19 protein-coding genes and 1 pseudogene are annotated in these 24,805 nt (G+C 73.4%); 5 read left to right on the plus strand and 15 right to left on the minus strand.

The window, feature by feature from the left end; translation table 11 throughout:
• Positions 1 to 19: 19 nt before the first annotated feature.
• The 12 genes and pseudogenes from OG455_RS31590 to OG455_RS42270 form a co-directional block, all read right to left on the minus strand.
• A complete protein-coding gene (locus tag OG455_RS31590) occupies positions 20 to 3,325 on the minus strand; it encodes a LuxR family transcriptional regulator (protein ID WP_266299590.1) in 3,306 nt (1,101 codons plus the stop codon).
• A gap of 96 nt (positions 3,326 to 3,421) precedes the next feature.
• A complete protein-coding gene (locus tag OG455_RS31595) occupies positions 3,422 to 4,957 on the minus strand; it encodes a DHA2 family efflux MFS transporter permease subunit (protein WP_266299592.1) in 1,536 nt (511 codons plus the stop codon).
• Positions 4,957 to 6,417 (minus strand): amidohydrolase family protein, encoded by a 1,461-nt coding sequence (locus OG455_RS31600; RefSeq protein WP_266299594.1) that lies wholly within the window; start codon positions 6,415 to 6,417, stop codon positions 4,957 to 4,959. Before OG455_RS31600 ends, OG455_RS31595 begins: the two co-directional genes overlap by 1 nt.
• A gap of 195 nt (positions 6,418 to 6,612) precedes the next feature.
• Positions 6,613 to 7,302: a hypothetical protein gene (locus tag OG455_RS31605; protein WP_266299596.1), complete on the minus strand. Its 690-nt coding sequence runs from the start codon at positions 7,300 to 7,302 to the stop codon at positions 6,613 to 6,615.
• A 226-nt stretch (positions 7,303 to 7,528) separates the two neighbouring features.
• On the minus strand, positions 7,529 to 7,714 hold the full coding sequence (locus OG455_RS31610) for a hypothetical protein (protein ID WP_266299598.1): 186 nt from the start codon (positions 7,712 to 7,714) through the stop codon (positions 7,529 to 7,531).
• The gene (locus tag OG455_RS31615) at positions 7,714 to 8,259 is read right to left on the minus strand and encodes an HAD domain-containing protein (RefSeq protein WP_266299600.1); all 546 of its coding nucleotides are present in this window, start codon (positions 8,257 to 8,259) and stop codon (positions 7,714 to 7,716) included. Before OG455_RS31615 ends, OG455_RS31610 begins: the two co-directional genes overlap by 1 nt.
• 14 nt (positions 8,260 to 8,273) lie before the next feature.
• Entirely contained in the window at positions 8,274 to 8,957 is a 684-nt protein-coding gene (locus tag OG455_RS31620; protein ID WP_266299602.1) for a bifunctional 2-polyprenyl-6-hydroxyphenol methylase/3-demethylubiquinol 3-O-methyltransferase UbiG, read from the minus strand.
• Positions 8,954 to 9,844, minus strand: coding sequence for a phosphotransferase (locus OG455_RS31625; protein ID WP_266301028.1), 891 nt, complete (start codon positions 9,842 to 9,844; stop codon positions 8,954 to 8,956). The genes OG455_RS31620 and OG455_RS31625 overlap by 4 nt, the downstream gene beginning before the upstream one ends.
• A 145-nt stretch (positions 9,845 to 9,989) precedes the next feature.
• Positions 9,990 to 10,739 carry a hypothetical protein gene (locus OG455_RS31630; RefSeq protein ID WP_266299604.1) on the minus strand — a complete coding sequence of 250 codons (750 nt, stop codon included), beginning with the start codon at positions 10,737 to 10,739 and terminating at the stop codon, positions 9,990 to 9,992.
• A 174-nt stretch (positions 10,740 to 10,913) separates the two neighbouring features.
• Positions 10,914 to 11,543 carry an HAD-IA family hydrolase gene (locus tag OG455_RS31635; protein WP_266299606.1) on the minus strand — a complete coding sequence of 210 codons (630 nt, stop codon included), beginning with the start codon at positions 11,541 to 11,543 and terminating at the stop codon, positions 10,914 to 10,916.
• Complete coding sequence (locus OG455_RS31640) at positions 11,540 to 12,568, minus strand: hypothetical protein (protein WP_266299608.1); 1,029 nt, start codon at positions 12,566 to 12,568, stop codon at positions 11,540 to 11,542. The genes OG455_RS31635 and OG455_RS31640 overlap by 4 nt, the downstream gene beginning before the upstream one ends.
• 147 nt (positions 12,569 to 12,715) lie before the next feature.
• A pseudogene (locus tag OG455_RS42270) lies at positions 12,716 to 12,886 on the minus strand (helix-turn-helix domain-containing protein); the annotation flags it as partial.
• Between the two features lie 827 nt (positions 12,887 to 13,713).
• Between OG455_RS42270 and OG455_RS31645 the strand changes: the two are divergent.
• The 5 genes from OG455_RS31645 to OG455_RS31665 all read left to right on the plus strand — a co-directional run bounded on the left by OG455_RS31645 (position 13,714) and on the right by OG455_RS31665 (position 18,973).
• On the plus strand, positions 13,714 to 14,631 hold the full coding sequence (locus tag OG455_RS31645) for a carbohydrate ABC transporter permease (protein WP_266299610.1): 918 nt from the start codon (positions 13,714 to 13,716) through the stop codon (positions 14,629 to 14,631).
• Between the two features lie 179 nt (positions 14,632 to 14,810).
• Positions 14,811 to 16,124 (plus strand): extracellular solute-binding protein, encoded by a 1,314-nt coding sequence (locus OG455_RS31650; protein ID WP_266299612.1) that lies wholly within the window; start codon positions 14,811 to 14,813, stop codon positions 16,122 to 16,124.
• Complete coding sequence (locus OG455_RS31655) at positions 16,121 to 16,981, plus strand: carbohydrate ABC transporter permease (protein WP_266299614.1); 861 nt, start codon at positions 16,121 to 16,123, stop codon at positions 16,979 to 16,981. The genes OG455_RS31650 and OG455_RS31655 overlap by 4 nt, the downstream gene beginning before the upstream one ends.
• A complete protein-coding gene (locus OG455_RS31660; protein ID WP_266299616.1) occupies positions 16,974 to 17,696 on the plus strand; it encodes an HAD family hydrolase in 723 nt (240 codons plus the stop codon). The genes OG455_RS31655 and OG455_RS31660 overlap by 8 nt, the downstream gene beginning before the upstream one ends.
• Positions 17,697 to 17,704: 8 nt before the next feature.
• A complete protein-coding gene (locus OG455_RS31665) occupies positions 17,705 to 18,973 on the plus strand; it encodes an MBL fold metallo-hydrolase (RefSeq protein ID WP_266299618.1) in 1,269 nt (422 codons plus the stop codon).
• Between the two features lie 40 nt (positions 18,974 to 19,013).
• Here OG455_RS31665 and OG455_RS31670 read toward each other — a convergent pair whose 3' ends face one another.
• The 3 genes from OG455_RS31670 to OG455_RS31680 all read right to left on the minus strand — a co-directional run bounded on the left by OG455_RS31670 (position 19,014) and on the right by OG455_RS31680 (position 24,801).
• Complete coding sequence (locus tag OG455_RS31670) at positions 19,014 to 19,739, minus strand: hypothetical protein (RefSeq protein WP_266299620.1); 726 nt, start codon at positions 19,737 to 19,739, stop codon at positions 19,014 to 19,016.
• A gap of 62 nt (positions 19,740 to 19,801) precedes the next feature.
• Positions 19,802 to 20,536, minus strand: coding sequence for a hypothetical protein (locus OG455_RS31675; RefSeq protein WP_266299622.1), 735 nt, complete (start codon positions 20,534 to 20,536; stop codon positions 19,802 to 19,804).
• Between the two features lie 137 nt (positions 20,537 to 20,673).
• A complete protein-coding gene (locus OG455_RS31680; RefSeq protein WP_266299624.1) occupies positions 20,674 to 24,801 on the minus strand; it encodes a DUF6531 domain-containing protein in 4,128 nt (1,375 codons plus the stop codon).
• Positions 24,802 to 24,805 lie beyond the last annotated feature (4 nt).

A 24,805-nucleotide genomic window follows, 5' to 3' on the forward strand; every position in this document is an offset into this window, starting at 1 on the left:
CTGCCGGCCGGGCTGGGCGCTACTCGGGCAGGCGCTCCTTGCTCCTGCCGGTGCCCGGCGATGGCTGTTGGAGTGCGTTCCAGGGACCGGCGCCGCTCCGGCGGGCGCCGCCGGGGGCGCGGCGGGCGAGTTCCAGGCGGGAGTGGATGCCGAGCTTGCGGAAGATCTGGCGCAGGTGGAAGGCCACCGTGTGGGGGGAGAGGAACATCCGGCCGGCGATCTGGCGGTTCGTCAGGCCGGCGGCGGCGTGGCCCGCGACGGTGCGCTCCGTCCTGGTGAGGCCGGTCCAGGCGGAGCCGAGCGGCTCGGGGGCGGACGGCTCGGGGGTGGGCGGGCGGTGGCGGCGGCGGACCCCGAGGGTGCGCAGGCGGCGGCGGGTGCGGGCCGCGTCGGGGGTGGCGCCGAGCTGTTCGTAGACCTCCAGGGCCTGGCCCAGGCTCCGTACGGCGCGGGGCCGGTCGGCCGTGCCGAGCAGGGCGCCCAGGTCCTCGGCCGCGGAGGCACGGGCCCAGGCGTCGCGGTGGTCGCGGGCGGCGGTGGCGAGCGCCTGCGGGTCACGCTCCAACAGCCCGTGCAGATGGGCGGCGCTTGCCCGCACGGCGGGCGTCCTGCCGGCGCTCCCGGCGGCAAGGGCGTCAGTGGCGGCAGGCGAGTCAGTGGCGGCCAGGGCACTGGTGGAGGCGGCGGGCTCGGCGGGGTCGAGGCCGCGGACCACGGTGGCCACGGTGCCGGCTCGGCCGGGCTCGCCGAGGGCCAGCGCGGTGCGCACCAGCCAGGGGGCGGCGGCGGGCTCCTCCAGGCAGAGCCGGGCGAGGGCGGCCGGGTCGGCGGTGAGCTCCTTGAGGACGGGCGGGAGCGGGGCGGGGGCGGCGCCCGCGGCGCGCAGTCGGGCCTCGACCCAGGCGGCGGGAGCGCCCGGCAGAGCGAGGGCGTGGTCGGCGGCGGCCGGGTGGTCGCCGCGGTACAGCGCGGTGGTGGCCAGCAGCAGGCGGGCCGTCGCCTGGTGGGACGGGATGCCGGCCTGTACCGCGAGACGCAGGGCGTCGGCCGCCTCGGCGTCGGCCCGCTCGGGTGCGCCGTGGGCCAGGGCGAGTCGGGCAGTGACGATCCGTCGGACCAGTTCGGGGAGGAAGGCCCCCGGCGTCGGCTGCCCGAGCAGGGCGGCCGCCTCGGTGGCCTCGCCCGGCCGGCCGCACTGGGCGAGCAGCAGGGCCAGGGTCAGCTCCGGGCGGGTGTGCCAGGCGATGGTGGAGCCCTGTGCGGCGAGTGCGGCCGCCTGCCGGCAGAGGGTCAGCGCGGTCCCGGGGCGGCCGGCGCGCCAGGCGAGCGAGGCGCCGCTGAGGCGGGCCGCGGCGCGCAGGTCGAGGCCGGACGGAGCGGCCTGATGGAGCAGCGCGGAGATCCGGCGCTCGGGGTCGTCCACCGCCGCGCCGTCCCCGAGGGCGGCCAGGCCGGTGAGCAGCGCCTCCTGGCGCGCGGCGTCCGGTGCTCCGGGGTGGCCGGCCGCCTGCTTCGCGAGGGCGGCGCTCTCGGTGGGCCGACCGAGCAGCAGCAGCGCGGTGGCGAGCGAGGCGCGCAGCCGGGCGTCCGCGCTCGGTGGCAGGGCGGGGCCGGTCAGGGCGGTGCGGGCGAGCGCGGCTCCCTTGGCGAGCGCGCCGGAGCGGACGCAGGCCTCGGCGGCCAGCGCGGTCAGGTCGGCGCCGGCCTCGGCGGGACTGCTCCGGGGTGCGGGTGGCGCCGGGGCGGTGGGCTGGGGCGGCCCGGCCGGTTCGGCGGCGCCCGGGCCGGGCCCCGCCTCCGGGCCGGGCCCCGTCTCCGCCTCGGGCCCCGTCTCCGCTCCGGGCCCCCGCGCTCCCAGCATTTCGAGCCCGCGCAGCGCCAACTCGGCTGCCGCCGCGGGGTGTTCGGCCAGCGACTGGGCGGCGGCCAGGCGCAGCAGCGGGCCGGTGACGGGGTCGCCGGGATAGGCGCCGTGCAGCAGGTGGGAGCTGAGGGAGGCGGGTGACCGTCCCCGGGCGAGCCGCAGGGTCAGGGCCTCACGGTGCATGGCCGCGCGGACGGCCGGGGGAAGCTCGGCGAGCAGGGCCAGCCGCAGCAGTTCGTGACGGAAGGCCAGGTGCTCGGTGTCGAAGTGGACCAGGCCCGTGGCAGCCGCCGCTCGGAAGTCCGGAACCAGTGCGCTCACCGGCTCGTTCAACATCCGCGCCACCTCCTCCGGCAGGCTCGTCCGCCCCAGCACGGCGGCGGCCTCCAGCAGTACGCGCACCCGGGGCGGGGAGGCGGTGAGTTGACGAAGCGTCAGGTCACTGACCGCTGGTGGAAGTCCGCCCGACGGATCGGCGAGCCCGAGCACGCTGTCGGCCGTCCGCAGCGAGGCCCCCCGCGCCAGCTCGTGCAGCAGCTCGACCAGTGGGCCGGGCCGGCCCCGCGCCACGCCGAGCAGGGCCGCCAACTCGGCGTCCGGCGAAGCTCCCAGCAGGTCGGTGCAGAGCTGGGCGACGGCGGGGGCGGGCAGGGGGCCGAGCTCCACCCGCAGGTCCCACGCCTCGCGGGCGGCCGACTCCTCGGCCTGCGGCAGCAGCAGGGTCGAGACCCGCAGCACGGCCGTCGCCTGGCTGATCCAGGGGAGCGGCGGGTGCTCGCAGGCTCGGTCGCAGTCGCAGCCGACCAGCACCGCCGTGCGCCGCGGCTGCCTCGCCCCGGCCCCCGGCCCCCGCGACAGGCGCGCGGGGCCCGAAGGCTGCGCCGGGACCAGCACCCGCGCCCGGCCCGGTGCTGAATCCGATACCTGTGCTGAACCGGACACTTCTGCTGAACCCGACGCCTGTGCCGGGCCCGATGCCGATGTCGTCCCCGCCTGCTCCGGGGGCTCCGCCGCCCACGGGAGTCCGGCCACGGTCGGGCCGCCCGGCGCCGGGCACGCGCCCGGGTCGAGCCGGGTGACCCGGAACCCGCGCCCGACGGCCAGCCGCTCCGCCTCCCGCAGCAGGCGGGTCCGGCCGGATCCGGCGGGCCCGGCGATCACGGCGGTGGCAGCGCGCCCGGTGCTCAGCGTGCGGTCGAGCAGTTGGGTGAGCCGCGCCACCTCCTGCTCCCGCCCGCGCAGGGGCCCGGGCCGCACCGCGCCCACCGCCCCGCCCGCAGCCCCGGCTGACGCCCCGGCCGGCATGCCCGACCGCACCGCGCCCGCCGACCGCACCGCGCCCGCCGACCGCACCGCGCCCGCCGACCGCACCGCGCCCGCTGACCGCACCTCGGCCCACTCCGCCGGCAGGTCCGTCCGTCCGGTCGCCAGGCGTGCCGGATCACCCACCGGATCACCCACCGGACCTCCCGCCGGATCGCCCAGCGCCTGGCCCCGTGGGCGCTCCCGCGCCTCGCCCCGCTCGCGCGGCGCCTCGCAGTCGCGGCACACCACCGATCACCCGCCCGCGTCCGGCACCTGCTCGGCCGGGGCGCCCCGGCCCGGTGCCGCGGCCGCGCCCCAGGGCCCCGCGATCGGCCACCCGGGCAGCAGCGCCGCCAGCGCCGCGCAGCAGACGGCGAGCACCATCGCCAGCAGGTAGCCGTCGGCCACACCGGCCGCGAACCGGCCGCGATAGCCCGGGTCTCCGCCGCCGGGCCCGCTCGCCCCGCCCACCGCCCGGGCGACGATCGTGGCCAGCACCGCCACGCTCAGCGCCTGACAGACCCGCTGGGTGGCCTGCAGCAGGGACGTCCCCCGGGCCACCGAGGCGCGCGGCACCTCGCTCAGCGCGGTGACCTGGGTCAGCGGCGGGATCACACCGGCGCCGGCTCCGGCCAGCAGCAGCGGCCAGACCAGGGTGGCGGGCGCCGGGTCGGTGGCGTCGGCGCGCAGCAGGGCGATGCCGCTCGCGAGCAACAGGAAGCCCGCGGTCAGCGGCAGCCGGGGGCCGATCCGGTCGCGCAGCCGTCCGCCCAGCAGTCCGGTGGCCCCGGAGCTGATCGCCAGCGGCAGCAGGGCCAGGCCCGCGTCCAGCGCGCTTGCCCCGCGCACCACCTGCAGGCCCAGCGGCAGGAGGAACTGGGTCCCGAAGAAGGGTACTTGGCCGAGCGCGTTGATCGCGCTGCCGATCCCGTAGGTGCGCACCCGGTAGAGCCGCAGATCGAAGAGCCCCGGTCCGCTGCCGCGCAGTTGGCGGAGCACCAGGAAGCCGAGCGCGGCCAGCCCCACCGCGAAGGCGAGCAGCGCGGCGTCCCGGTCACCGGAGCCGAGCAGCGAGGCCCCCAGCAGCAGCCCGCCGAAGCCCGGGCAGACGGCTGCCACGCTCGGCCAGTCCACCTGGTGGCGGACGGCGGGCCTGGGCGGGTCCGGTGCCAGGAAGCGGCTGCCGAGCAGCACGCCGAGCAGCCCGATCGGCACGTTGATGAAGAAGATCCAGCTGATCAGCCCGGCGTCCACGAAGGCGCCGCCGACCAGCGGGCCGATCATCGGCGCGAAGACCAGCACCAGGCCGAAGGCGCCGAACGCCACGCCACGCCGGCCCGGCGGGAACGCGGTGAAGAGCCGGGCCGAGCCGAGCGGCAGCGCGAAGCCGCCGGCCAGGCCCTGGAGCACGCGGGCCGCGATCAGCAGGCCGAGGTTCGGCGCGAGTCCGCAGAGCAGCGAGGCGAACGTGAAGCCGAACAGGGAGCCGATGAACACCCTCTTGCCGCCGTAGAGTTCACCCAGCTCGCCGGCCAGCGGTGTGGCGATGCCGAGCGCCAGCGCGTAGCCGCTGATCACCCACTGCACTTCGGCGGTGGGTGCCGCGTACTTCAGCTGCAGCGCGTGGACGGCGACATTGACCACGGTGGCGTCCAGGATGGTCATGAACGACCCCACCGAAACCGCGATCAGCGTCTTCCATGGTGAACTCCCTTCTGCCCCAGTGGCGTTCGCCTGGCCCACGGCGGCCGCCGGGCCGGGGGCGCCCGGCTGCCCGGTGGCGCTCATCAGGGCGCTCGCAGGGTGGCGTGCGCGGGGGAGCCACCGGCGGAGCGGCCGGGGGAGCCGTTCGACGAGCCGTTCGACGAGCCGCCGGGGGAGCGGGCCGTCGTGTCGTGGACCACCCGGCCGGCCTTGATGACCAGCCGCAGGTCGTCCAGGGCCGCGAGATCGGTGCCCGGATCGCCGCCCACCACCAGCAGGTCGGCCAGCCGCCCGGGGGTCAGCGTGCCGAGCGACTCGCGGCGGCCGCAGACGGCGGCCGCGTGCCGGGTCGCGGACTCGATCACCTGGAGCGGGGTCAGGCCGGCCGCCAGCAGATGGCCGAGCTCCTGGCGCGGCAGCCCGGGGGGCACACCGGGCAGGCCCACCCAGTCGCTGCCGAGCGCCACGGTGCCGCCCGCGGCGACGAACCGGCCCAGCACCTCCACCAGCAGCCGTTCGATCTCCCGCAGCGCGCTCTCGGGCAGCTCCGGCAGCCCGAGCCGGATGCTGGTCAGCTCGCTGCCGAGGGTGGGGACCAGGTAGACCCCCTGGGCCACCATCGCCTCGATCCGGCGGTCGAGTTCGGGTAGCTCCTTCAGCCGCAGCGCGCCCGCGCGCTGCAGTTCGACGTAGCCGGTGTGGGCGGGCAGCGGGAAGAGCAGGTGTTCGACGCTGGTCACCCCGGCGGCCAGCGCCACCTCCAGCTGGTCGGCGTGGTGCACGTGGGAGCGCACCGGCAGGCCGTGCTCGCGGGCGCGGCGAGCCACCACGGCGATCAACTCGGGTGCGAGCACCGGGAGCTGCCCGGGTGTGCGGTAGTCGAAGTCGAACGGCTCCTGGGTCAGCTTGATGAAGTCCACGCCGAGGGCGGCCAGTTCGTCCACTGCGGCGCGCGCCCCGGCCGGGCTGTCGACCCCGCGTGCGGCCGAGCCGTCGCCCCGGATCACCGGGTAGCCGCCCGGCGCGGTGATCGCGGGACCGGCGACGAACGCGCGGGCGGCGTCCGGTTCGGCCCCGGCGGCGCGCAGCTCGGGGACCAGTCCTGGGCCGCTGCCGGTGTTGCCCAGGCTGGTCACCCCGTCCCGCAGGAAAGCGCGCAGCACGGCGGGAATGTCGCGCTCGACATGGGTGTGCGAATCGATGAAACCGGGGAGGATCGTCAGCCCCGCGCAGTCGATCACCCGGGCGCCGGGTGGAATTCCGTTCGCCGGATCAGCTGCCGCCGCCGCACCGCCCGCCGGGCCGTGCGGTGCGGCGGCGGACGACACCGGGGCCGACGACACCGGGGCCGACGGCACCGGGGCGGACGACACCAGAGTGGGCGCCGGCGGAGTGGGCGTCAGCCGGGTGAGGACACCGCGCTCGATCAGCGTGACGCCGTTCGGCACCGGTGGTGCGCCGGTGCCGTCGATGAGTCGGCCGCCGACCAGGGCGATGGCCGTCGGCGGGCCGGGGCGTGTGGTGGAAATCTCCTCGTGGTCCATCGTGGAAACCCCTCGGGAGCCGGACATCTGCGGGGTGATAAATATGAAAAGAATGCAGCATTTCCATGCTGTCTAGATCGACCACAAACGAGATTAGGGCGCTATTCGATGGAGTGTCAAGGTCGTTGCTGAACGGTGGAAAACTCCCGCACCGTCCGACGGCCCGTGCCCGGGGCCACCGGACGGTGAGCGGCGTCAGGGGCGGTCGAGGTGCGCCAGCAGGGCCGTGCAGTCGGCCCGCAGCGCTTCGTCCGCCGCGCGGTTGTAGCGGTAACCGGCCTTGGGGGCACCGTCGTTGCCCAGCCGCCGGACCTCGGCCAGCTCGGCCACCAGGAGCTCCCGCAGCCCGGCGGGCAGCGCCTGACCGGCGCGTGCCGCCCGGAGCAGGCCGGCGGCGACCACGGGCCGGACCGCTCTGGTCCTGGTCCAGGCCGCACACACGACCTGATCAGGCGTCACCACGGCTGCGCTGGTGGCAACGCCCGCCGCCGCAGCCGCCGCCACTGCCGGGCCGGCCGCGCGCAGGGCGAGCGCGGCCAGGGCGGCGATCAGGTCCGACTCGTCGGCCTTGCACGCCCGCAGCGGCCCGAGGATGCGGGCCGCGCTGTGCAACTTGTCTCCGGTGTCGGGCCGTTCCGCCAGGAAAGCGGTCAGCACGGGGCCCAGCAGCAGCGAGGCCTGGTCGAAGCCGCAGGCCTGCAGCGCGGCCAGGGCGCGGCAGGAGGCGGCCGTCCCGGCGTGGTCGAAGGTGTCGGACTCGGTGTCGATCTGCCTGTTCGTCCTGGACAGGTGGTTCACCAGGGCGGGGATCAGCTCCGCCGCGTGCGGGGCGAGCCGGGCGCACCAGGCGACCAGGTCCTCCGGGCCCTCGCGGCCGGGCAGCAACTCGGCGAGCAGGGTGGCGCCGCGCCGGTCGCCGGCCGCGATCAGCAGTTGCAGGCACTGGCCGGGTCGCTGCCCAGCACCTGGAAATCGAACGCCTTCGGCAGGAACTGGTCCGGCGCCCTGAGGCGTCCGGTCCGGTCGGGATCGTCCGGCAGCTGACGACCAGCAGCCGTACGACCCCGCACGGATCGTGCAGCTGAACACTTTGACGGGGGCTACCGCTGGGTCACGCGGCTGCCGGCTCCCCGTCCGGGACGGTGGCTGCGTAACCCAGGTGGTCGGCGTCGGCGGCCTGCGACTGGTGGACGGCGACGCCCAGGACCGCGGGGCCGGCGAGGTTCAGGGCGGCCCAGCCGGTGGTCAGGACGGTGCCGAGCCGGTCGCGGTCCGGTGCCGCGTGGCGGGCTGTCATCAGGCCGCCTGCTTCGTGGTGGTGAGACTGGCGGCCCATTCCAGGGCATTGATGACGTGCTCGGGCTGGATGCCGGTGTTGGGGTCGGGCTGGATCAGCAGGGTGGGGTTGCCGAAAGCGGTGCGGTCGGCGGCCCACCGGTGGTCGAGTGGGGTGAAGTCGTCGTCGATCCACACGGCGGGCCCGGAGGCGAGCCAGTCCGCGACGTGGTTGCGCTTCCAGAGGTAGCCGTCGGGGTGGCTGGTGGTGATGGGCAGGTTGGGCAGCTCGATGTGGTCGAAGTCGGGCAGGCCCAGCAGCGGGGCGATGATGCGGCGGGCGTCGAAGCGCCAGCTGGTGCACCAGACGGGGCGGACCAGGTCCGAGCGGATGGCGTCGGTGATCAGCTTGCCGTGGTCGGGGTTGAGCCAGATCGCGAACGGGTCCGGGATGTCAGCGGTGCGGACGAGGTGGCGGGTGTGGCTGGTCGGGGTGCTGCCGTCCGTGGCGGGGAACGGGATGAGGACGCCGTCGATGTCCAGCAGCAGGTACGGGGTTTGGTGCATCGGTGCCTCCCAGGTCAGGGGTGTCGGGGCTTCCGTGCGGTGATCAGCAGGGTGGTGGGCCAGGGCGAGTTGGCCGGCGCGAAGTGGTGCTGAAGGGCGGTGACCTGCAGGCCCGCGCGGTTGAGCGTCCGAGCCCAGGTCGCGGGCTCGAGTTCCCAACGTTCGACGGTGGCGGTGCTGCCGTCGGGCAGGGCCATCACCTCGCGGGTTCGGGGGGTGCGGCGGATGGCGCCGCTCCGCTGCGGGTGCGGGACGGAGAAGGCCAGGACGCCGCCGGGTGTGAGCCGGCGGGAAGCGGCGTTCAGCAGTGGGGCGGGCTCGGTCAAGCCGATGGCGCCGAAGACCGAGACGATCGCGTCCAGCGGGACACTGCCCCGGGTGAGGTGGCTGAGCGCGGTGCCGCGGTGGAACAGGGCACCGGTGTGGCCGTAGTGGGCCAGGGCCCGGCGGATCTGCCCGGCCGAGCTGTCCACGCCGATCACGCGGGCGCCGGCCTGGGCGAGGTGGGCGGCGTTGTGCCCCGGGCCGCAGCCCAGCTCGATGATCCGGCGACCGGCAAGGTCAGTGCCCAAGATCTCGGCGCCGGGCCCGATGTCGCGCTGCTGGGTCCACTCCATCCGGGCCGGTGCCTCCAGAGGCCCTGGCGGGGCCTCTGCGAGGCGGGCGGTGGCGTGGGCGTCCCAGAAGCTGCCGGTCACGCTTCCAGCAGCCGCACGGCCGCTTCCAGGTGCTGGCGCACGACGCCGATGTAGACCGGGTCGTCGGCGGGGTTGTTGATCCAGCGGTGGGCCTGTTCCATGAACCACTCGCAGGCCCAGACCCGGTGCCAGCCGAGCGCCCACGCCTCGGGGGCCAGGCCACCGCGTTCGGCGAGCGCGTCGCGGTGGCCGCCGGCGGCGACGTACGCCTCGATGAAGGCGCGGAGCCGGGCCGGCTCGGGGGTGTCGAGGGTGCCGTGCCAGGAGGCCAGGTCGAGCAGGCCGGGGCCGGTGAACGCGCGTGCGAAGTCCAGCAGGAACCAGGCGTCCTGACCCAGGTGGAGGCTGGTGGGGTGGAACTCGGAGTGCACCCAGCCGAACGGCGCGAGCTCAGCGCCGATCGCGCGCTTGGCGCCGGCGGCGGTCAGCGCGGTGAGCGACTGGGCGATCTCCTCGGTGCCCTCCAGCCAGCGGCCCCCCTCGCGCAGGCGCCGCAGGTGGCCGAGTGCGAGGGCGGGCAGTGCGGTCAGCGCGTCCTCGTCCATCACCGGCAGCCAGTCGAACGGCTCGGCCTCGTGCAGGGCGACGGCGGCAACGACGCCGTCGGTGTCCCCGGCCTGGTGGGCTTCCTCGCCCAGGTCCTCGATGACCATGCCGAGGATGCCGTCGCGGCTGATCGAGCCGTGGACCTCGGGCACCGGGATGCCCGCGCGGCGGGCGGCCTTGAGGATCTGATCCTCGGTGGCGAACGGCTCGACGGCGTACTTGTAGATGGCGGTGGCGCCGTCGGGGAAGGTCAGGCGCTCGACCCCGGACATGTCCCAGACCCGCATCTCGCGGCGGGTGGGCTGGGGGCGGTGGGTGCTGGTGCAGATGTCGGTGAGGATGGCCGTGACGAGGGTCTTGTCCACGGTGGGGCTCCAGGGCGTTTCGGGGCGTTGGCTGGCGGGGGCGGGGGCGGGGGCGGGGGCGGGGCTGCCGGGTCCGGGACGGTGGCGCCTGCCGCCCCGGACCCCTTGGTCAACTGATCTGTCAGGCCGGCGGCACGCGGTGGGAGTAGACCTGGGCGATCCAGTCGCCCCGCAGGTCGGTCAGCTCCTTGTTGAACGCGGCCATGGCGGTGCCGTAGGGGGCGACGACGCCGCCGGACTGGCTGGGCTTGGACTGGCAGCCGTGCACCAGCCGCCCGCCGAGCGCGGTGTGGGCCTTGATGCCCTCGATGCGGCGGTGCTCGTTGAACCAGCCGCCGTGGTAGACCTCGTCCAGCATCTCGCCCATGTCGGTGTCCAGGTCGAACACCACGGAGGTGGCGGCGGGGAAGAACCAGCACGGGCCGACGTTGGAGATGTGTCCGTCCAGCTCGACCTTGTTGAGGGCCATGAAGACCGCCGCCTCGCGGAGCATCTTCAGGTGCTCGGCGGTGATCTGCGGCAGGCCCAGGCCGGCCAGGTGCTCCTCGCGGAAGAGGTAGGCGTAGACGTCGTAGGCGATGGTGAGGACCTTCGCCGCGTCGGTGGTGCTGGTGGCGTTGGCCTTCACGAAGTCCAGGGCCATCTGCTCCAGCGCGGCCGTCTCGGTCTCGTCCGCGTTCAGGATGCTGTTCTTGACGGTCTCCCAGTCGATGACGAGCCAGGTGTTGCTCTCGAAGCGGAAGAAGTACTCCGCGGGGTTCAGGGTGATGCGCTTGCCGTCCACGGTGATGCCGGGCAGGCGGTTCCAGCGCGGGTCGAACGCCTCCGGCAGTTCGACCGTGATCGTCGCGGTGTCGACGGTGGTGGTCACCTGTGTCTCCGTTCCGGGTCGGGCACCCCGGCCGGCGGGGTGCCGTTCGGCTTGGTCAGCCGCCCCCGGGGCCTTGGGGTTCTTCCCCGGGGGCGGCTTGGAGACCACAGTGCCGCCCGGCAACGGACCGTATCCGCAACCGCGTTGCGGACCCGCAGCCCTGTTGCGGGTCGTCTAGACCTCTTCGGTGAGTCGCAGCCCGAGCAGGGCTTCCATCTGCCGAATCGTGTCCGCCGGGTCCGTGGCGAGGATCGTCGCGATGCCGAGTTCTTTGGCAGGCGGCAGGTTGCGGGCGGTGTCGTCCACGAACACGCACGCGGTCCCAGGCAGGTCCATCAGGTCGAGCATCGTCTGGTAGAGGACCGGGTCGGGCTTGCGGGCCTTGTAGTGCTCGGAGATCAGGACCGCGTCGTAGTTCGCGGCCAGGTCATGGCCCAGGTAGGGGTCACAGGGCTCGGAGCCGAGACTGTTGGAGAAGATGCCGACCTTGATCCCGGCCGCGCGGACGGCCTGGGCGGCGGCGATCACCGACGGCTCCAGGTGCAGGTCCTCCAGCACCGTGCCGAGCAGGTTGGTGCCGTCGATGCCGAGCAGGGCACCGGTCCGCTCGTTCCACTCTGTCTGGGTGATCGCCCCGCGCTCCAGGTCGGCGTAGAGGGCGATGCCCTCAGGGTTCTTCGCGATGACCGACAGGAAGGTGCCCTCGGGTAGGCCGGCGCGGCGGTCGAAGCCGGCCGCGCAGGCCGGGACGCTGGTGGTCAGCACCCCGCCGAAGTCGAGGATCAGTCCTGTGCGGTGGGTCATGCGGCACTCCTGGCGGTCTTGAGAAGGGTTCGGGTATCGATCACGTGCTCGCCCAGCGACCGGACGGCAGCGGTGCGGTGGGGGCGGAGGCTGCGGTGCAGCTCGGAGGCCCGGCGCAGGGTCTCGCGGTGCTGGACCTTCTCCACCAGGTCCAGCGCGGCCTGTCCGTCGGCGCATGCGGCGTCGACCTGCCCGGCGCCGGCGTTGGCCTCGGCGCGGGAGATGTAGGCGGTGCAGCGGTGGCGCATCATCTCCTCCGGCAGCCGGTCGATCGCCTGGTCCAGGGACGGTAGGGCCTCGCGGTAGCGGCCCAGGCGGACCAGGTCGCTGCCCTCGTAGGCGTCGGCCTTGGACAGGTCGAACCAGGCGATCCCACCCCACCGCTCGTCGTCCATCGGGCCGGACAGCACGGTGCGGGCCTCTTGGAGCGAGGAGCCGAAGCCGTGGTCGTCGCCGGTCGAGGCGTACATCTCGGAGGCAACCGCGTTCGTCCAGGCCAGCATCCGCCGCGAGGCCCCGCGCTCGGCGTGGTCCACCGCGGCGAGCGCGTAGTCCAGTCCGCTGTCCGGGTCACCGCCGTAGGAGGCGTTGAAGGCCCTGCCACCCAGGACGAGCGCCAGGAGCTCGGCGCTGTCGATCTCCTTGCCGATCTCGTATCCCAGGTCCATGTAGGAGTCGGCTTTCTGGCGGTCGGCCAGGTCCAGGGAGAGCAGGCACGCCGCCAGGCATGCCATCTCGGCCATGTGCGCGAGCAGGGAGGTCCGCAGTTCGGCCGGCTGGTCCTTGGGCCGCAGCGACAGCACCAGGTCGATCTGGCTGTGCGCTACCGGCACCAGCGTGGCCGCCGGGAAGCTCTTGTAGGAGCGGCGGTAGAAGGCGCCGTTGGATCGCAGCTCGTCCACCGTCTCGCGGTCGAGGGTGCCCCGGGGCGGCTCGGCCGCTCGCGCCCGGGTATCAGGGGACAGGCCGGCGAGGGCGCTGGTCACGCCCGCGAGGGCGCCGAGGTTGAACGTTCGTCGCAGCACAGCATCTGAGCTTTCCGCATCGGGCCTCGCAGCACGTGGCGAAGCCGGAGAGGGCCGGTGTGATCTGAGTGACGACGCGTCAACTCCCGCCGTCGGGTAGCGCACATCGAACGCTAATAGATGCGGTGTGGCCTCCTCCAGCAACCCGGCCAGCTTCTCAGCCGTCGCCACACTATCGAGCGCGATGGCCCCCCGCTCCACCTGCGAGACCCAGGACTCCGAGCGCTCGATCAGATCCCCGAGGAAAGCCTGCGGCCACCCCTTCCGCTTGCGAGCCTTCGCGATGCGCGAGCCGATCAGCTTGTCGATCTCTGCCACAGGACAACCCCAGGTCCGTGTTCGAGAAACTACCGACGGCAACCGTACGGCCGGAGCCGCCCTGTTGACAGAGGAACGGCCCGGGATCCCTCGACCGAGCGAACCGATCCGGCGGGGCGGGGTCCAAAGGAGCCCCGCCAGGACTCCCGCTCGGCTGAAGCCAACACGCCGAGCAGAAGGGCCATCACGTCACCGTCCGCCCAGCCACCCTCGGGACACATTGCCCCAAGATCAAAGATGTCATGTGCGGGGCGGCCCGGCCCGATGGCGGCGCAAGGTAGCCCCTACCTCGCACCCGTCCACGCAAGTGACCTTCATCGTTTGATGCGGTTGTGTCAGTGGCGGTGTGAGGCACACTCAGCTCTGTCACTACGGCGGGATCGAGTGGGTTCAGCCTCTCCCAATGCGACACGACCTGTGTGGGACACGGGGTTTGTAGAAACAGATCGGGCGGCCGGGTCCGGGCCGGCCAGTGCGCGCAGCAGGTCGGGCACCCGGCCGGCATCGCCGTAGGCGTGGCTGAGCGAGGCCCAGTCGACGGCGTCAAGCCCGGGCAGTGGTGCGGTCATCCGGTGGCTCCCTGAGAGTTGATCACCTGGCGTCGGATCAGTCTCGCGCAGCCGGGGGCAGCCGCTCCGACGGGTTCGTCCTCAGGCGATCAAGGACTCTGCGGTCAGAGTAGGGAGTGGCCAGCCTTCCAGGATTTCACAGTTCATGATTTTCCGCCGCTGATTGTCCAATTGTTCATCAGTTAGCTACCGGAAAGCTATCTACGCGCGTTTCACTCTGACCCGTCGAAACAGCACGAACGCGAAGAGACAGGTGCAATGGCGCAGCAGTTGAGCGAGCGGGTACGACGGCGCAGCCGGCCGCGTGAAGGATGGGCGGGGTGGCTGTACTCCGCGCCCGCGCTGTTGATTTTCTCGGTCTTCATCATCGGGCCGACCGCCTACACCCTCTACGTCAGCACCTTCCACTGGAACACGCTCAACCCGTCGATGTCCAGCTTCATCGGAGCGGACAACTACAAGCAGTTGTTCGGGTCCACCGCCCCCGACTTCCTGACCAGCGCCTGGAACTCGCTCTACTACTGCGCGGCCATGGTGATCGGCGGTACCGCGATCTCGCTCGCCCTGGCGCTGCTGCTGCAGCGCGGCGGCCGGCTGCTGAGCGCCACCCGGATCGCGATCTTCGCCCCGTACGCGACCCCGATCGTGGCCACCTCGCTCGCCTGGGTCTGGCTCTTCAACCCGCAGTTCGGGCTGGTCGACCTGGTGCTGAAGGACCTGCACCTGCCCGTCTCGCAGTTCCTCTTCTCCAGCACCTGGGCGATGCCCTCGGTGATCATCTACAGCCTCTGGCACGAGCTGGGCTTCACCGTGGTGCTCTTCCTCGGCGGCCTGGCCGTCACCTCCGGCGAACTCAGCGAGGCGGCCCGGGTGGACGGCGCCGGCCCCTGGCAGGAGTTCTGGCACATCACCTGGCCGCAGCTGCGCCCGGTGACCCTCTTCGCGATCGTGATCACCAGCATCACCTCGCTGCAGGCCTTCACCCAGTTCTACGAGATGAGCCACGGCGGCCCGGCCTACTCGACCACGACCCTCAGCTACCTGCTCTACCAGGAGGCGTTCGTGTTCTTCGACACCGGCTACGGCGCCGCGCTGGCCGTGGTGCTGTTCATCGTCACCGCCGCCTTCACGCTGCTCCAGCGCCGCCTCGGTGACCGGCTCGCCGCCGACACCTGAGCAGCGGTACCTGAGCAGTGGTACCTGAGCAGCGACACCTGAGCAGCGGCACCTTGGCAGCACCCACGATCTCCACCCTCGGCAGGACCGTTCCACCCCCAGCAGGACCGACCCACCCCCAGCAGCACCGCTCCGCCCGTCCCCTCCCCTCGCACCTCACACGCGAAAAGGAACCCGCGATGTCCTCCAACCGCAAGCTGCGCCGCACCGCCGCCACCGTGCTGGCCGCGGCCACCGTGCTCGGCGCGCTGAGCGCCTGTTCCTCCTCCAAGAGCTCCAGTGCCGACGCGGGTTCGGGCGGCACCACGACCATCTCGTTCATGCAGATCATGATCAGCGGCACCCAGAAGAGCACCCTGGTCGCGCTGACCGACGCCTTCCAGAAGGCCAACCCGACCATCAAGGTCAACCTGGAGTACCAGCCGGACTACGGCACCCTGCACGCCAAGGAGACCGCCGGCGTCGCCGCCCACAACCCGCCCACCATCGGCCAGGTCTACGAGAGCTGGGCCGCGGAGTACGCCAAGAGCCAGGTGATCCTGCCGGTCGGCCAGTACGCGGGCAGCGACAGCCCGGCCGGGCTCTCCGACTTCTACCAGGGCGTGCAGAAGGACCTGCGGCTGCCCGACGGCAAGCTCTGGATGTGGCCGTTCAACAAGAGCGTCCAGGTGCTCTTCTACAACCAGAACATGCTGCAGGCCAAGGGCCAGAGCGCGCCGACCAGTTGGGACCAGTTCGCCACCGCCGCCAAGGCGGTCTCCGGCAACGGCGTCACCGCCATCAGCGTCGACCCGGGCACCACCGCCTCCCCGGGCGGCGGCACCGTGCTCTACGAGGCGCTCTGCGCGGCCAACGGCACCCCGGACTTCGCCGCGGACGGCACCCCGCAGCTCAACAGCCCGGCCTCGATCCAGGCGCTGACCTACCTGTCCGACCTGAAGAAGGCCGGCGCGCTCGCGGTCGGCTCCAACTACCCGGGGGAGACGGCGCTGGGGGCCCAGAAGGGCGTCTTCGACATGTCCAGCGCGGCCGGCTACTACTACGAGAACCAGGCGGTGGGCGGCAAGTTCACCCTGGGCACCGAGGTGCTGCCCACCGGCGCGAACGGCCAGCAGAGCAACGTGCTCTCCGGCACCAACATCGCGATGTTCGCCTCGGCCAGCAAGGCCCAGCAGGCGGCGGCCTGGAAGTACATGCAGTTCCTGGCCTCGGCGAGCAGCCAGGCCCAGTGGTCCAGCACCACCGGGTACCTGCCGGTCACCGCGAAGGCGCTGGACCAGATGGGCGACTTCCTGGCCAAGAACCCCTACATGAAGACCGCGGCCGGCGCGCTGGACTACGCGGTGGCGCAGCCGGCCTTCCCGTGGGTCGCCAAGGCCACGGGCGAGGAGGTCGTCGCGCTGCAGAAGGTGCTGGAGCAGGGCGGCGACCCGACGGCCGCGGCCAACGCCGCCCAGCAGGCCGCCGTGGCGGACCAGAAGGCGGGCCAGTGACCCTCGCACCATCGCCCGTGTCGCGCGGCCGGGGCTCGCTCCGGCCGCGCGGCGCGCTGCGCCGCACCGCCGCCGTGCTGGTCGGCCTGGCCTTCGTGTTCCCGTTCTACTACGTGCTGGCCACCTCGCTGAACTCGGCGTCGCAGTCCAGCTCGCTGAGTGACCTCCTGCTGCCGCACTGGCACTGGGAGAACTACACCCGCGCCTGGGCCGCCGCGCCCTGGCCCCGGCTCTTCCTGAACACCGTGCTGATCGGCGCCTGCACCGTGGCGCTGGCGCTGGCCACCTCGCTGCTGGCCGGCTTCGCCTTCGGCGTGATGAAGTTCCGCGGCCGGAACGTGCTCTTCGGGCTGGTGCTCGCGGTGATGATGGTCCCCGGCACGGTGCTGATCATCCCCGACTACATCGTCGCCACCGACATCAACTGGCTGGACACCTACTGGATCCAGATCGTGCCGTGGGGCGCCAGCGTCTTCGGCATCTTCCTGGTCCGGCAGTTCTTCCTGGGCCTGCCCGCCGAGTTGTTCGACGCGGCGGAGCTGGACGGCGCCGGACGGTTCCGGATGCTCTGGTCGATCGGCATGCCGCTGGTCCGGCCGGCCATGCTGATCATCGCCCTGCAGATCTTCCTGGCCAGCTGGAACTCCTTCCTGTGGCCGTTCATCATGACCCAGGACCCGAACGTGCAGCCGGTCGAGGTGGGCCTTGCCGCCTTCGCGGGCGCGGACGGCACCGACTACCCGGGCCTGGCCGCCGCGGTGGTCTTCACCACCGTGCCGGTGCTCGCCTTCTTCCTGGTGCTGCAGCGGCACTTCGTCACCGGCGCCATGTCCACCGCGGGAGGCGTCCGTGGCTGACCACGCGGCACCACTGGTGCTGATCACCGACTTCGACGGCACGCTCTACCGGGGCGACGCGCCCATCCGCCGCTACGCGGAGCACGCGGCGGCCGCCCTCGACACCGCCGATCGGGCCGAACTCCTGGCCGGGGTGGAGGAGTTCCTCGACCTCGGCGCGCAGTCCGGCGACCCGCGGCTGGCCGCGGCGATCGACGGCTGGGAGGCCGTCGCGGTCCTCGGCCGGGCGGCCGGCCTCGGCGACGCGGCGCTCAACGCGGCCTTCCGCGCGACCCGTGAGCTGATGCTCGACCCGGGCCGCTGCCCGCTGGAGGTGCCGGCCGGCTACGCCGAGCTGCTCACCGAGCTGCGCGGCGCGGGCGTGCGGGTGGTGCTCGCCACCAACAGCCCGGCGGCCGGCCTGGACGGCCTGCTGGCACGGCTCGAACTGCCGCCACTGCTCGACGCGGTGGTCTCCGGCACCGGCAAGCCCGAGGGCCTGCGCCACCTGCTGCGCGCGGAGAACCCCGCCGGCACCGCCGGCCTCGTCTGCGTGATCGGCGACCACTGGCGCAACGACATCGAGCCGGGTCGCGAGGTCGGCGCGCACAGCGCCTACATCGACCGGTTCGGCCGCGCCGACGGCCCCGCCGACGCGATCGCCCCCGCCGTGGAGGGGCTGCTCGACTCCATCCGCACCTGGGCCACGGGCCGGGCGCGGACCGAAAGGAACTGACACTCCGCATGGCGACCATTGAATTCTGGGGCGGCGTCGGCGTCATCGGCGGCAGCAAGATCCTGGTGCAGCAGGACGGCTACCGGGTGCTGCTGGACATCGGCATCGACATCCCCTCCGGCGGTGACCTGTTCCGCCTCCCGGTGCGTCCGCGCCCGGGTCGCGAACTCGCCGACCGGCTGCGGCTGGGCGCCGCCCCGGCGCTGCCCGGCCTCTTCGCCCCCGAGGCGATGGCGCCCGGGTCGCCGCTGGCCGAGCAGGTGGGCGAGACCGCCGTCTTCGTCAGCCACCCGCACATCGACCACGTGGGCCTGGCCGGCTTCGTGCGCCCCGAGGTGGCGGTGCACGCGCACACCGACGCGGTCGACGTGCTGACCGCGCTCGCCGCCACCGGGCAGGGCCTGACCCACGGCGAGCCGGACTGGCAGCGCCTGACGGACGGTCAGAAGGTCCAGGTCGGGCCACTGGAGGTGGAGTGCGTGCCGGTCGACCACGACGTGCCCGGCGCCAGCGGCTACCTGGTGCACACGCCCGACGGGACCCTCGTCTTCACCGGCGACTACCGCTTCCACGGGCACCACCCGCAGCGGTCCTGGGACTTCGTCGACCGGGCGGCGGGCAGCGCCGTCCTGGTCACCGAGGGCACCACGCTCGGCTGGGACTCCTCGGGCCGCCAGCGCGACGAGACCGACGTCGCCCGCGACTTCGCCCGCGCGCTGGAGGAGACGGCAGGCCTGGTGCTGCTCTCGCTCTACCCGCGTGACGTGGACCGGGTGAAGGCCTTCCTGGCGATCGCCGAGGCGGCCGGGCGGCGGATCGTCTGGACCGAGCGGATCGCCGCCTTCCTGCGGCTGGTCGGCGTCGAGCGGGTGCTCGGGGCCGCCGAGGTGCCGCCGGCCGAACTGGCCGCCGAGCCGGGCCGCTACGTGCTGATGCCCGACCCGGACGACCTGCCCTCGCTGCTCGACCTGCCGGTCGGCGACGGCTACCCCGCGAGCTGCCTGGTGCACGCCAACGGTGAACCGCTGGGCCCGTTCGAGCCGCGCTGGGCGCCGTTCACCGACTGGCTCGGCGCGCTCGGCATCGAGCTGCGGCAGATCGGCTGCTCGGGGCACGCCTCGCAGGACGACCTGCACCACATGCTGGAGCGGATGCGGCCCGCCACCGTGTTCCCGATCCACACCACGTCGCCCACCCGGCTGCACCCGCCGCGCGGCATGCGCCGGGTGGTCGCCGCCTACGGCACCTCCTACACCTTCGGTGGCGACCCGATCTGATGCCCGATCGGCCTGCCAGGCAAGGTGATCTGACGAACCATCAGGTCGCGAAGTCCAGGCCGGCGATGTTGCCGGACAGCGTCTGGGCGTGCGCCTGGACGCTGTCCGCGTGCTGGGTGAAGACCGCCGCGTGGGTGCGCAGCTCGTCGGGGTCGATCATGAAGCCGCTGCCGGGGCCGCCCGCCGAGCTGTCCAGCAGGTCCTCCAGGGCCGAGTAGCTCATGCCCGACACCGCCTTCTCGACCAGGCCGAGCAGCGGGGTGAGCGCGGCCTCCACCACCTGGGCGATGACGTACTGGACCAACTGCTGCTCCAGCGCGTCGACCAGCCGCTCGGCGCCCTCGATGATCAGCGGGACGGCGGCCTCGGAGATGCCGAGGGTGAAGACCGCCGCCGCCTGGTCGGCCACGAAGGCGGCCGCCATGGCGACCAGTTCGCCGATCGTCTCCACCTTCAGGCCCACGATGAAGTCGGCCGCCGCGTCCAGCGCGGTGGCCAGCACGTGGCAGGCCGACAGCAGCTCGGTCATGTGGCCCTGCGACAGGTGGGCCCACTTGGAGACCAGCAGGTCGTAGGAGTTGGCCTGGTAGGCCGTGCCCATCGCCCTGACCGTGGCGGTGGCCTGCTGGTGGGTGTCGTCGATGCTGGTGGCGAAGGTGCGCACGTGCGACGCGAATTCGCGCACCTTGTCCTCGTTCACCTGCGGCCAGTTGATGCCGATGGCCATCAGGAAGTCGACCACCGGGTCCGGAAGTTCGATCGCCATGCGCTACCCCTCGGATCGTGCTCGCGCCACCCCCGTGGAATGTGTGCCTCTTCGGTCGCCCGTCAGGTGAGCGAGGACTCCGCGAACCGCAGCAGCCCGTCGCGGTCCAGCTCGCGGTGGCCGCCCTCGCCGGTCAGCGTGAAGCCGTCGGCCCACGCGGCCCGCCAGACCTGGTGGCGGAAGTTCTCGAACTCCACGAAGGCGCCCGGGACCCCCTCCAGCAGCTCCAGCTCGCGGAAGAGCATGTCCGGCTTGGCCAACCCGCGGTCGGGGCCGCTGCTTCCTCCCTTGGTGCGCGGGTTGTCGAACCGCATCCGCAGGAACGGCGAGGGCTGCCGGTCCAGGCTGGTGGCCCGCAGGCCCTGCGGGTGCGAGACCTGGAACAGCGCCTCCTCGTCGGTCTCGGTCCCGGAGAACTCGTAGTGCCAGCCGGGGAAGACCGCGTAGGTGAGGGCGTGCAGCTCGGCGTTGTCGCGGGCGTGCAGGGTGTGCCCGCGGGGCGCGGCCACCGCGGCCGTGTCGAACTCGTGCCCGGGCGCGCCGAATCCGGGCAGCGCGATCAGCGGGCGCGGGTCGCCGAGCAGTTGGTCGGTGTGCGCGCGGGCCGCCGCCAGCAGCAGGGCGACCAGCCCCGGTTCGAAGGGACCGAGCGTGGTCACCTGGAGGGCGTGCTTGCCGTCCGCCGCCGGCGCCGCCACGAAGTGGAAGCGCGGGTTCGGCGACCAGTGCCAGGCGTCGGGCAGCGCGGCGAACGGCTCGGCGGCGGGCATGGCGGACAGGGTCTCGCTGAGGTCCATGGGTGGGGGCTCCTGGTGGTGCGGGGCACGTGCGGGCAGGTGCGGGGCACATGCGGGTCGGCAGCGGGCCGGCTGCGGGCCGCAGCAGGTCAGGTGCAGGTCAGGTGCGGCTCAGGTGCGGCTCAGGCAGGTGCGGCTCAGGTCCGACTGTAGTTCGGGCCGGTGTTCTGTTGATAGCGCTGGGACATCTGGCCGCCGCCGCTCGAGTTCGTGCTCGAGTCCATCGCTTCCAGGTTAGCGGTGTTGTTGTAGTAGTCGTTGCGCGCCGCACGGTCGGTGTCGTGGCCGGTGCTGTTCCAGTGGTTGACCACCGGGTTCACGTGCTCGTACGTCACCGAGCCGGCGGGGATGACCTGGCCGTTGCGGTCCCGCCAGGTCAGTTGGTCCCTGGGGATCACGGCGCCGTTGGCGTCCACCGGACGCCCGGTGTTCTGGGTGACCCCCTCGTCCGTCCAGTGCTGGATCATGTGTTCGTGGGTCGGCACCCGGTAGTTGCTCGGGTACTCGGTCCTGCGGGTGTGGGTGTTCGGGGTCGCGTTCGGGTTGGTCATGAACTGGCCGTTGGGCGCGCGCAGCATCAGGCCCAGCGGGTCGCAGGCCAGCAGCGGGTTGCCCGCGTAGCCGTAGGCGTCCGGCGAGGGGGACAGGCCCAGTGGATCGACGGTCAGGTAGCGGGCGGCGGCCGGGTCGTAGTAGCGGAAGACGTTGTAGTGCAGCCGGGACTCGGGGTCGTAGTACTGGCCGGGGAAGCGCAGTGGGGTGTCGGTGGCCTGCCGCTCCCCGGCCACGGGTACACCCCAGATGGTGCCGCGCTGCGCCCAGGCCGTCGAGCCGTCGGGGGCGAGCAGTTCGGTCGGCGTGCCGACCAGGTCGGTGACGACGGCGAAGAACCGCTCGTCGACCGCCGCCTGCTCCTCGGGCCCCGCCGCCAGCCGCTCGCGCTGCGTGATCGGGTGCAGGCCCTGGTACTCCCAGCTCAGCGTGTACGGGCCGGGCAGTTGGGGGCTGTGCGCGGTCTGCTCGATCAGCGTCTGCTGGTCCCAGCTGAACTCGGTCCACTGCAGCACGGTCGGCTCGCCGTCCGCGTGGATCAACTGCTGCTTGGTGATGCGGCGCCCGAGCGGGTCGTAGCGGTAGTGCCAGTGCGCGCCGTCGGGCGTGACGACGTCGGTGAGCCGGTCCTCGGCGTCCCAGGTGTAGCGCCAGGTCCTGCTCCGCCCGGAGAGGGTGCGCAGCCGGCGCCCGGTGACCCGGCCCTCGGCGTCGTAGCGGTAGTCGACCCGCCCGGCCCGGCGCAGCCGGCCGCCCTGGTAGGCGCGCGTGCCCTGGGCGGCCGCCTCCCGTTGCCCGGACCAGGCGGCCTCGGTGAGGTGGCCGGCGCTGTCGTAGGCGTAGGTCTCGGTCCATTCGGCCGCCCGCACGGCGGTCACCCGCCCCGCGCGGTCCAGCTCGAAGCCGGTCCGCGCGGTGGAGCCGTCGGCGGCCAGGTCGGTGATGCCGGTCAGGTCGCCGCCACCGGCGTAGCGGTAGGAGCGCCGCGCGAGGGCGGCGCCACCGGCCGTGGTGGTCCGCCCGGTCAGCCGGCCCGCGGGGTCCCAACCGAAGCCGAACGCCAGGCCCTGGTCGAAGTGGCGGCCGGTCTCGCGCCCCAGCGCGTCGTGCTCGAAGCCGATCCGGTGGCCGTCCGCGGTGAGCGACTCCGGGTTGCCGACCGCGTCGTACGTCCAACTGCTCAGGCTGCCGGCGGGGGTGCGGCGGCTGGTGCGGCGGCCCAGCGGGTCGTAGCCGAAGCGGACGGTGCGCCCGTCCACGGTCTCGGCGAGCAACCGGCCGAGGGGGTCGTGGCGGCGGGTCAGTTCGCAGTCCGGCGTGCGGGCGGCGATGAGCCGGCCGGCCGCGTCGTACTGGTACTCGGTGGTGCGGCCGTCGGCGGTCCTGCTCGCCAGGCGCCCCAGCGGGTCGTAGCCGAAGTCGACCTGCTGGCCCGCGCCGTTCTCCCGGCGCACCACCTGGCCGGCCGCGTCGTGCCGGTAGTTGACGTGCCGCCCGTCGAAGTCCGTCTCCCCGGTCGGCCGGCCCGCCTCGTCGTACTCGTAACGCCAGCTCAGCCCCTGCGGGTTGGCGACCTCGGTGAGCCGCAGCAGCCGGTCGTGGGTGAAGCGGTAGTGCGCGCCGTCGGGGTCGGTGCGGGCGGTGAGCAGGTGGAAGTGGGTGTACTCCAGGGTGGTGACGGCGCCTTGGGGGTCGGTGTGGCCGATGTTGTTGCCCTCGGCGTCGTAGCTCCAGTGCTCGGTGCTGCCGTCGGTCAGCGTGCGGGAGAGCGGCAGCCCCTCCACCGTCCAGCTGAACCGGGCGGTGCCGCCCAGCGGGTCGGTGGCCGCGGCCAGGCGCCCGAAGGCGTCGCGCCGCAGGGTGGTGGTGGCGCCGAGCGCGTCCACCGTGCTGATCGGCAGTCCGGCGGCGTCGCAGTTGATCAGGGTGGTGCGGCCGAGCGCGTCGGTCACCCCGGTCAGCCGGCCAGCCCCGTCGCGGGCGAAGCGGGTGGTGGCGCCGGCCCGGTCGGTCAACTCGGTGCGGTTGCCCCGCTCGTCGTAGGCCTGTCGCCAGCTCAGGCCGTCGGGGGTGCGGATCTCCACCGGCTGCCGGAGCTCGTTGTACGCGATCGCCAGGGTGTTGCCGTCCGGGCGGTCGACCCGCACCACGTCACCGCGCTCGTCACGGGTGAGGCGGGTGGTGTGGCCGAGCTGGTCGGTGTAGCGCAGCAGGCGGTTGTAGCGGTCGTGCCGGACCCGGACGAAGTGGCCGAGCGGATCGGTGATCCGGCTCAGGTGCTGGTGCTCGTCGTAGTGGTACTCGGTGCGGCCGCCGTGGCTGTCGGTGACGGTGTTGACCCGGTTCGCCGGGTCGTAGGCGATGCTGACCGAGAGCGCGCCGGACGGGCCGTGGCCGCGCGCCACCCGGCCGCGCTCGTCGTACTCGTAGGCGTAGCGGTGGCCGGTGCGGTCGGTCCAGGCGGTGATCCGGTCCAGGCCGTCGTAGTCGTAGACCAGCGGCAGGCCGGAGGAGTTGACGACGTCGGTCAGCCGGCCGCGGGCGTCGTAGCCGAAGCCGACCAGGATGGTGCCCAGGTGGCCGCCGGTACCGTCCAGCAGCCGCAACTCCTCGATCCGCGGGCCGGCGGCGGTGCGCACGAGGCCGACGGCCACCCGCTTGCCGCTGCTGTGGCGCAGCTCGACGGGCAGGCCGTTCGCGTCGTGGCGCAGCTCGATCCGGTGGCCGTTGCGATCGGTCAGCGCGGTGAGCGGGCGCAGGGCGCGCGCGGCGGCCGGGGCGCCCTGGTGCGGGATGCCCGGGGCCGGCAGGGCGCCGCGGCCGCCGTGGTCCGTGCCGCCGCGTTCCGTGTCGTCGCGTTCCGTGTCGTCGCGTTCCGTGCCGTGCTGCTCCGTGCCGCCTTGCCCGGGGGCATCGGTGGCGGCGAAGTGCCGCGTCCAGCCGGTCTCCGGGTCGTGGATCAGGATGACGTCCGCGGCGCGGTCCCAGGTCAGCGGCCAGCGGGCGCCCGCCTCGGGGAGGACCCGCGCACCGGGCCCGGCGGGGACCGGGTAGTGCAGCAACTGGCCGTCGTCGCCCGCGTAGTGGATGCCCTGGCGGTCCAGCTGCACCCGCTGGGTCAGGGTGGCGGACCAGCCCGGTCCGAACAGGGTGCCCGCCCGGTAGCCGGAGGCGTAGGCGCGGCGCAGCAGGATCGGCAGCAGGCCCGGGATGTCCAGGTCGGTCGCCGAGCTGATCATCTGCCCGGAGACCAGGTCGACCGGGTCGGTGCCGCCGGTCTCGGTGCCCTCGTTGCCGTCCGAGCGCTGCCCGCCGCCCGGGCCGCCCTCGTTGAGGTCGGGCTCGCCGCCCCGGCCCGGTCCGCTCCTGCCGGGCGCTGCTGGTCCGCCGTCGCCGCCGGGGCCGCTCCTGCCGGGTGCGGCGGGCTCGCCGTCGTCGCCCGTGCCCGGGGCGCGCTCGGCCGGGGCGCCGCCGGACGACTGCCCCTCGGGGTGCGGGTCCGCCACCGAGCCCTTGCCCGGCTCGCCGCGGCCGGTCCCGTTGAGGTGGGCGACGACCGTGGTCTCGTGCTCGGCCGTCCGGTCGGCCACGGAGGTGGCCTTCTCGTGGGTGTCCCGGAGAATCTTCTGGTAGGAATCCGAGAAGTCCTTGGCCAGCCCCTGGCCGGTCTTCTTCGCCGCGTCTTCCAGAGCTTCGGTGATCTGGCGACCCATCGGA

The organism is Kitasatospora sp. NBC_01287 (assembly GCF_026340565.1).
Classification (GTDB): domain Bacteria; phylum Actinomycetota; class Actinomycetes; order Streptomycetales; family Streptomycetaceae; genus Kitasatospora.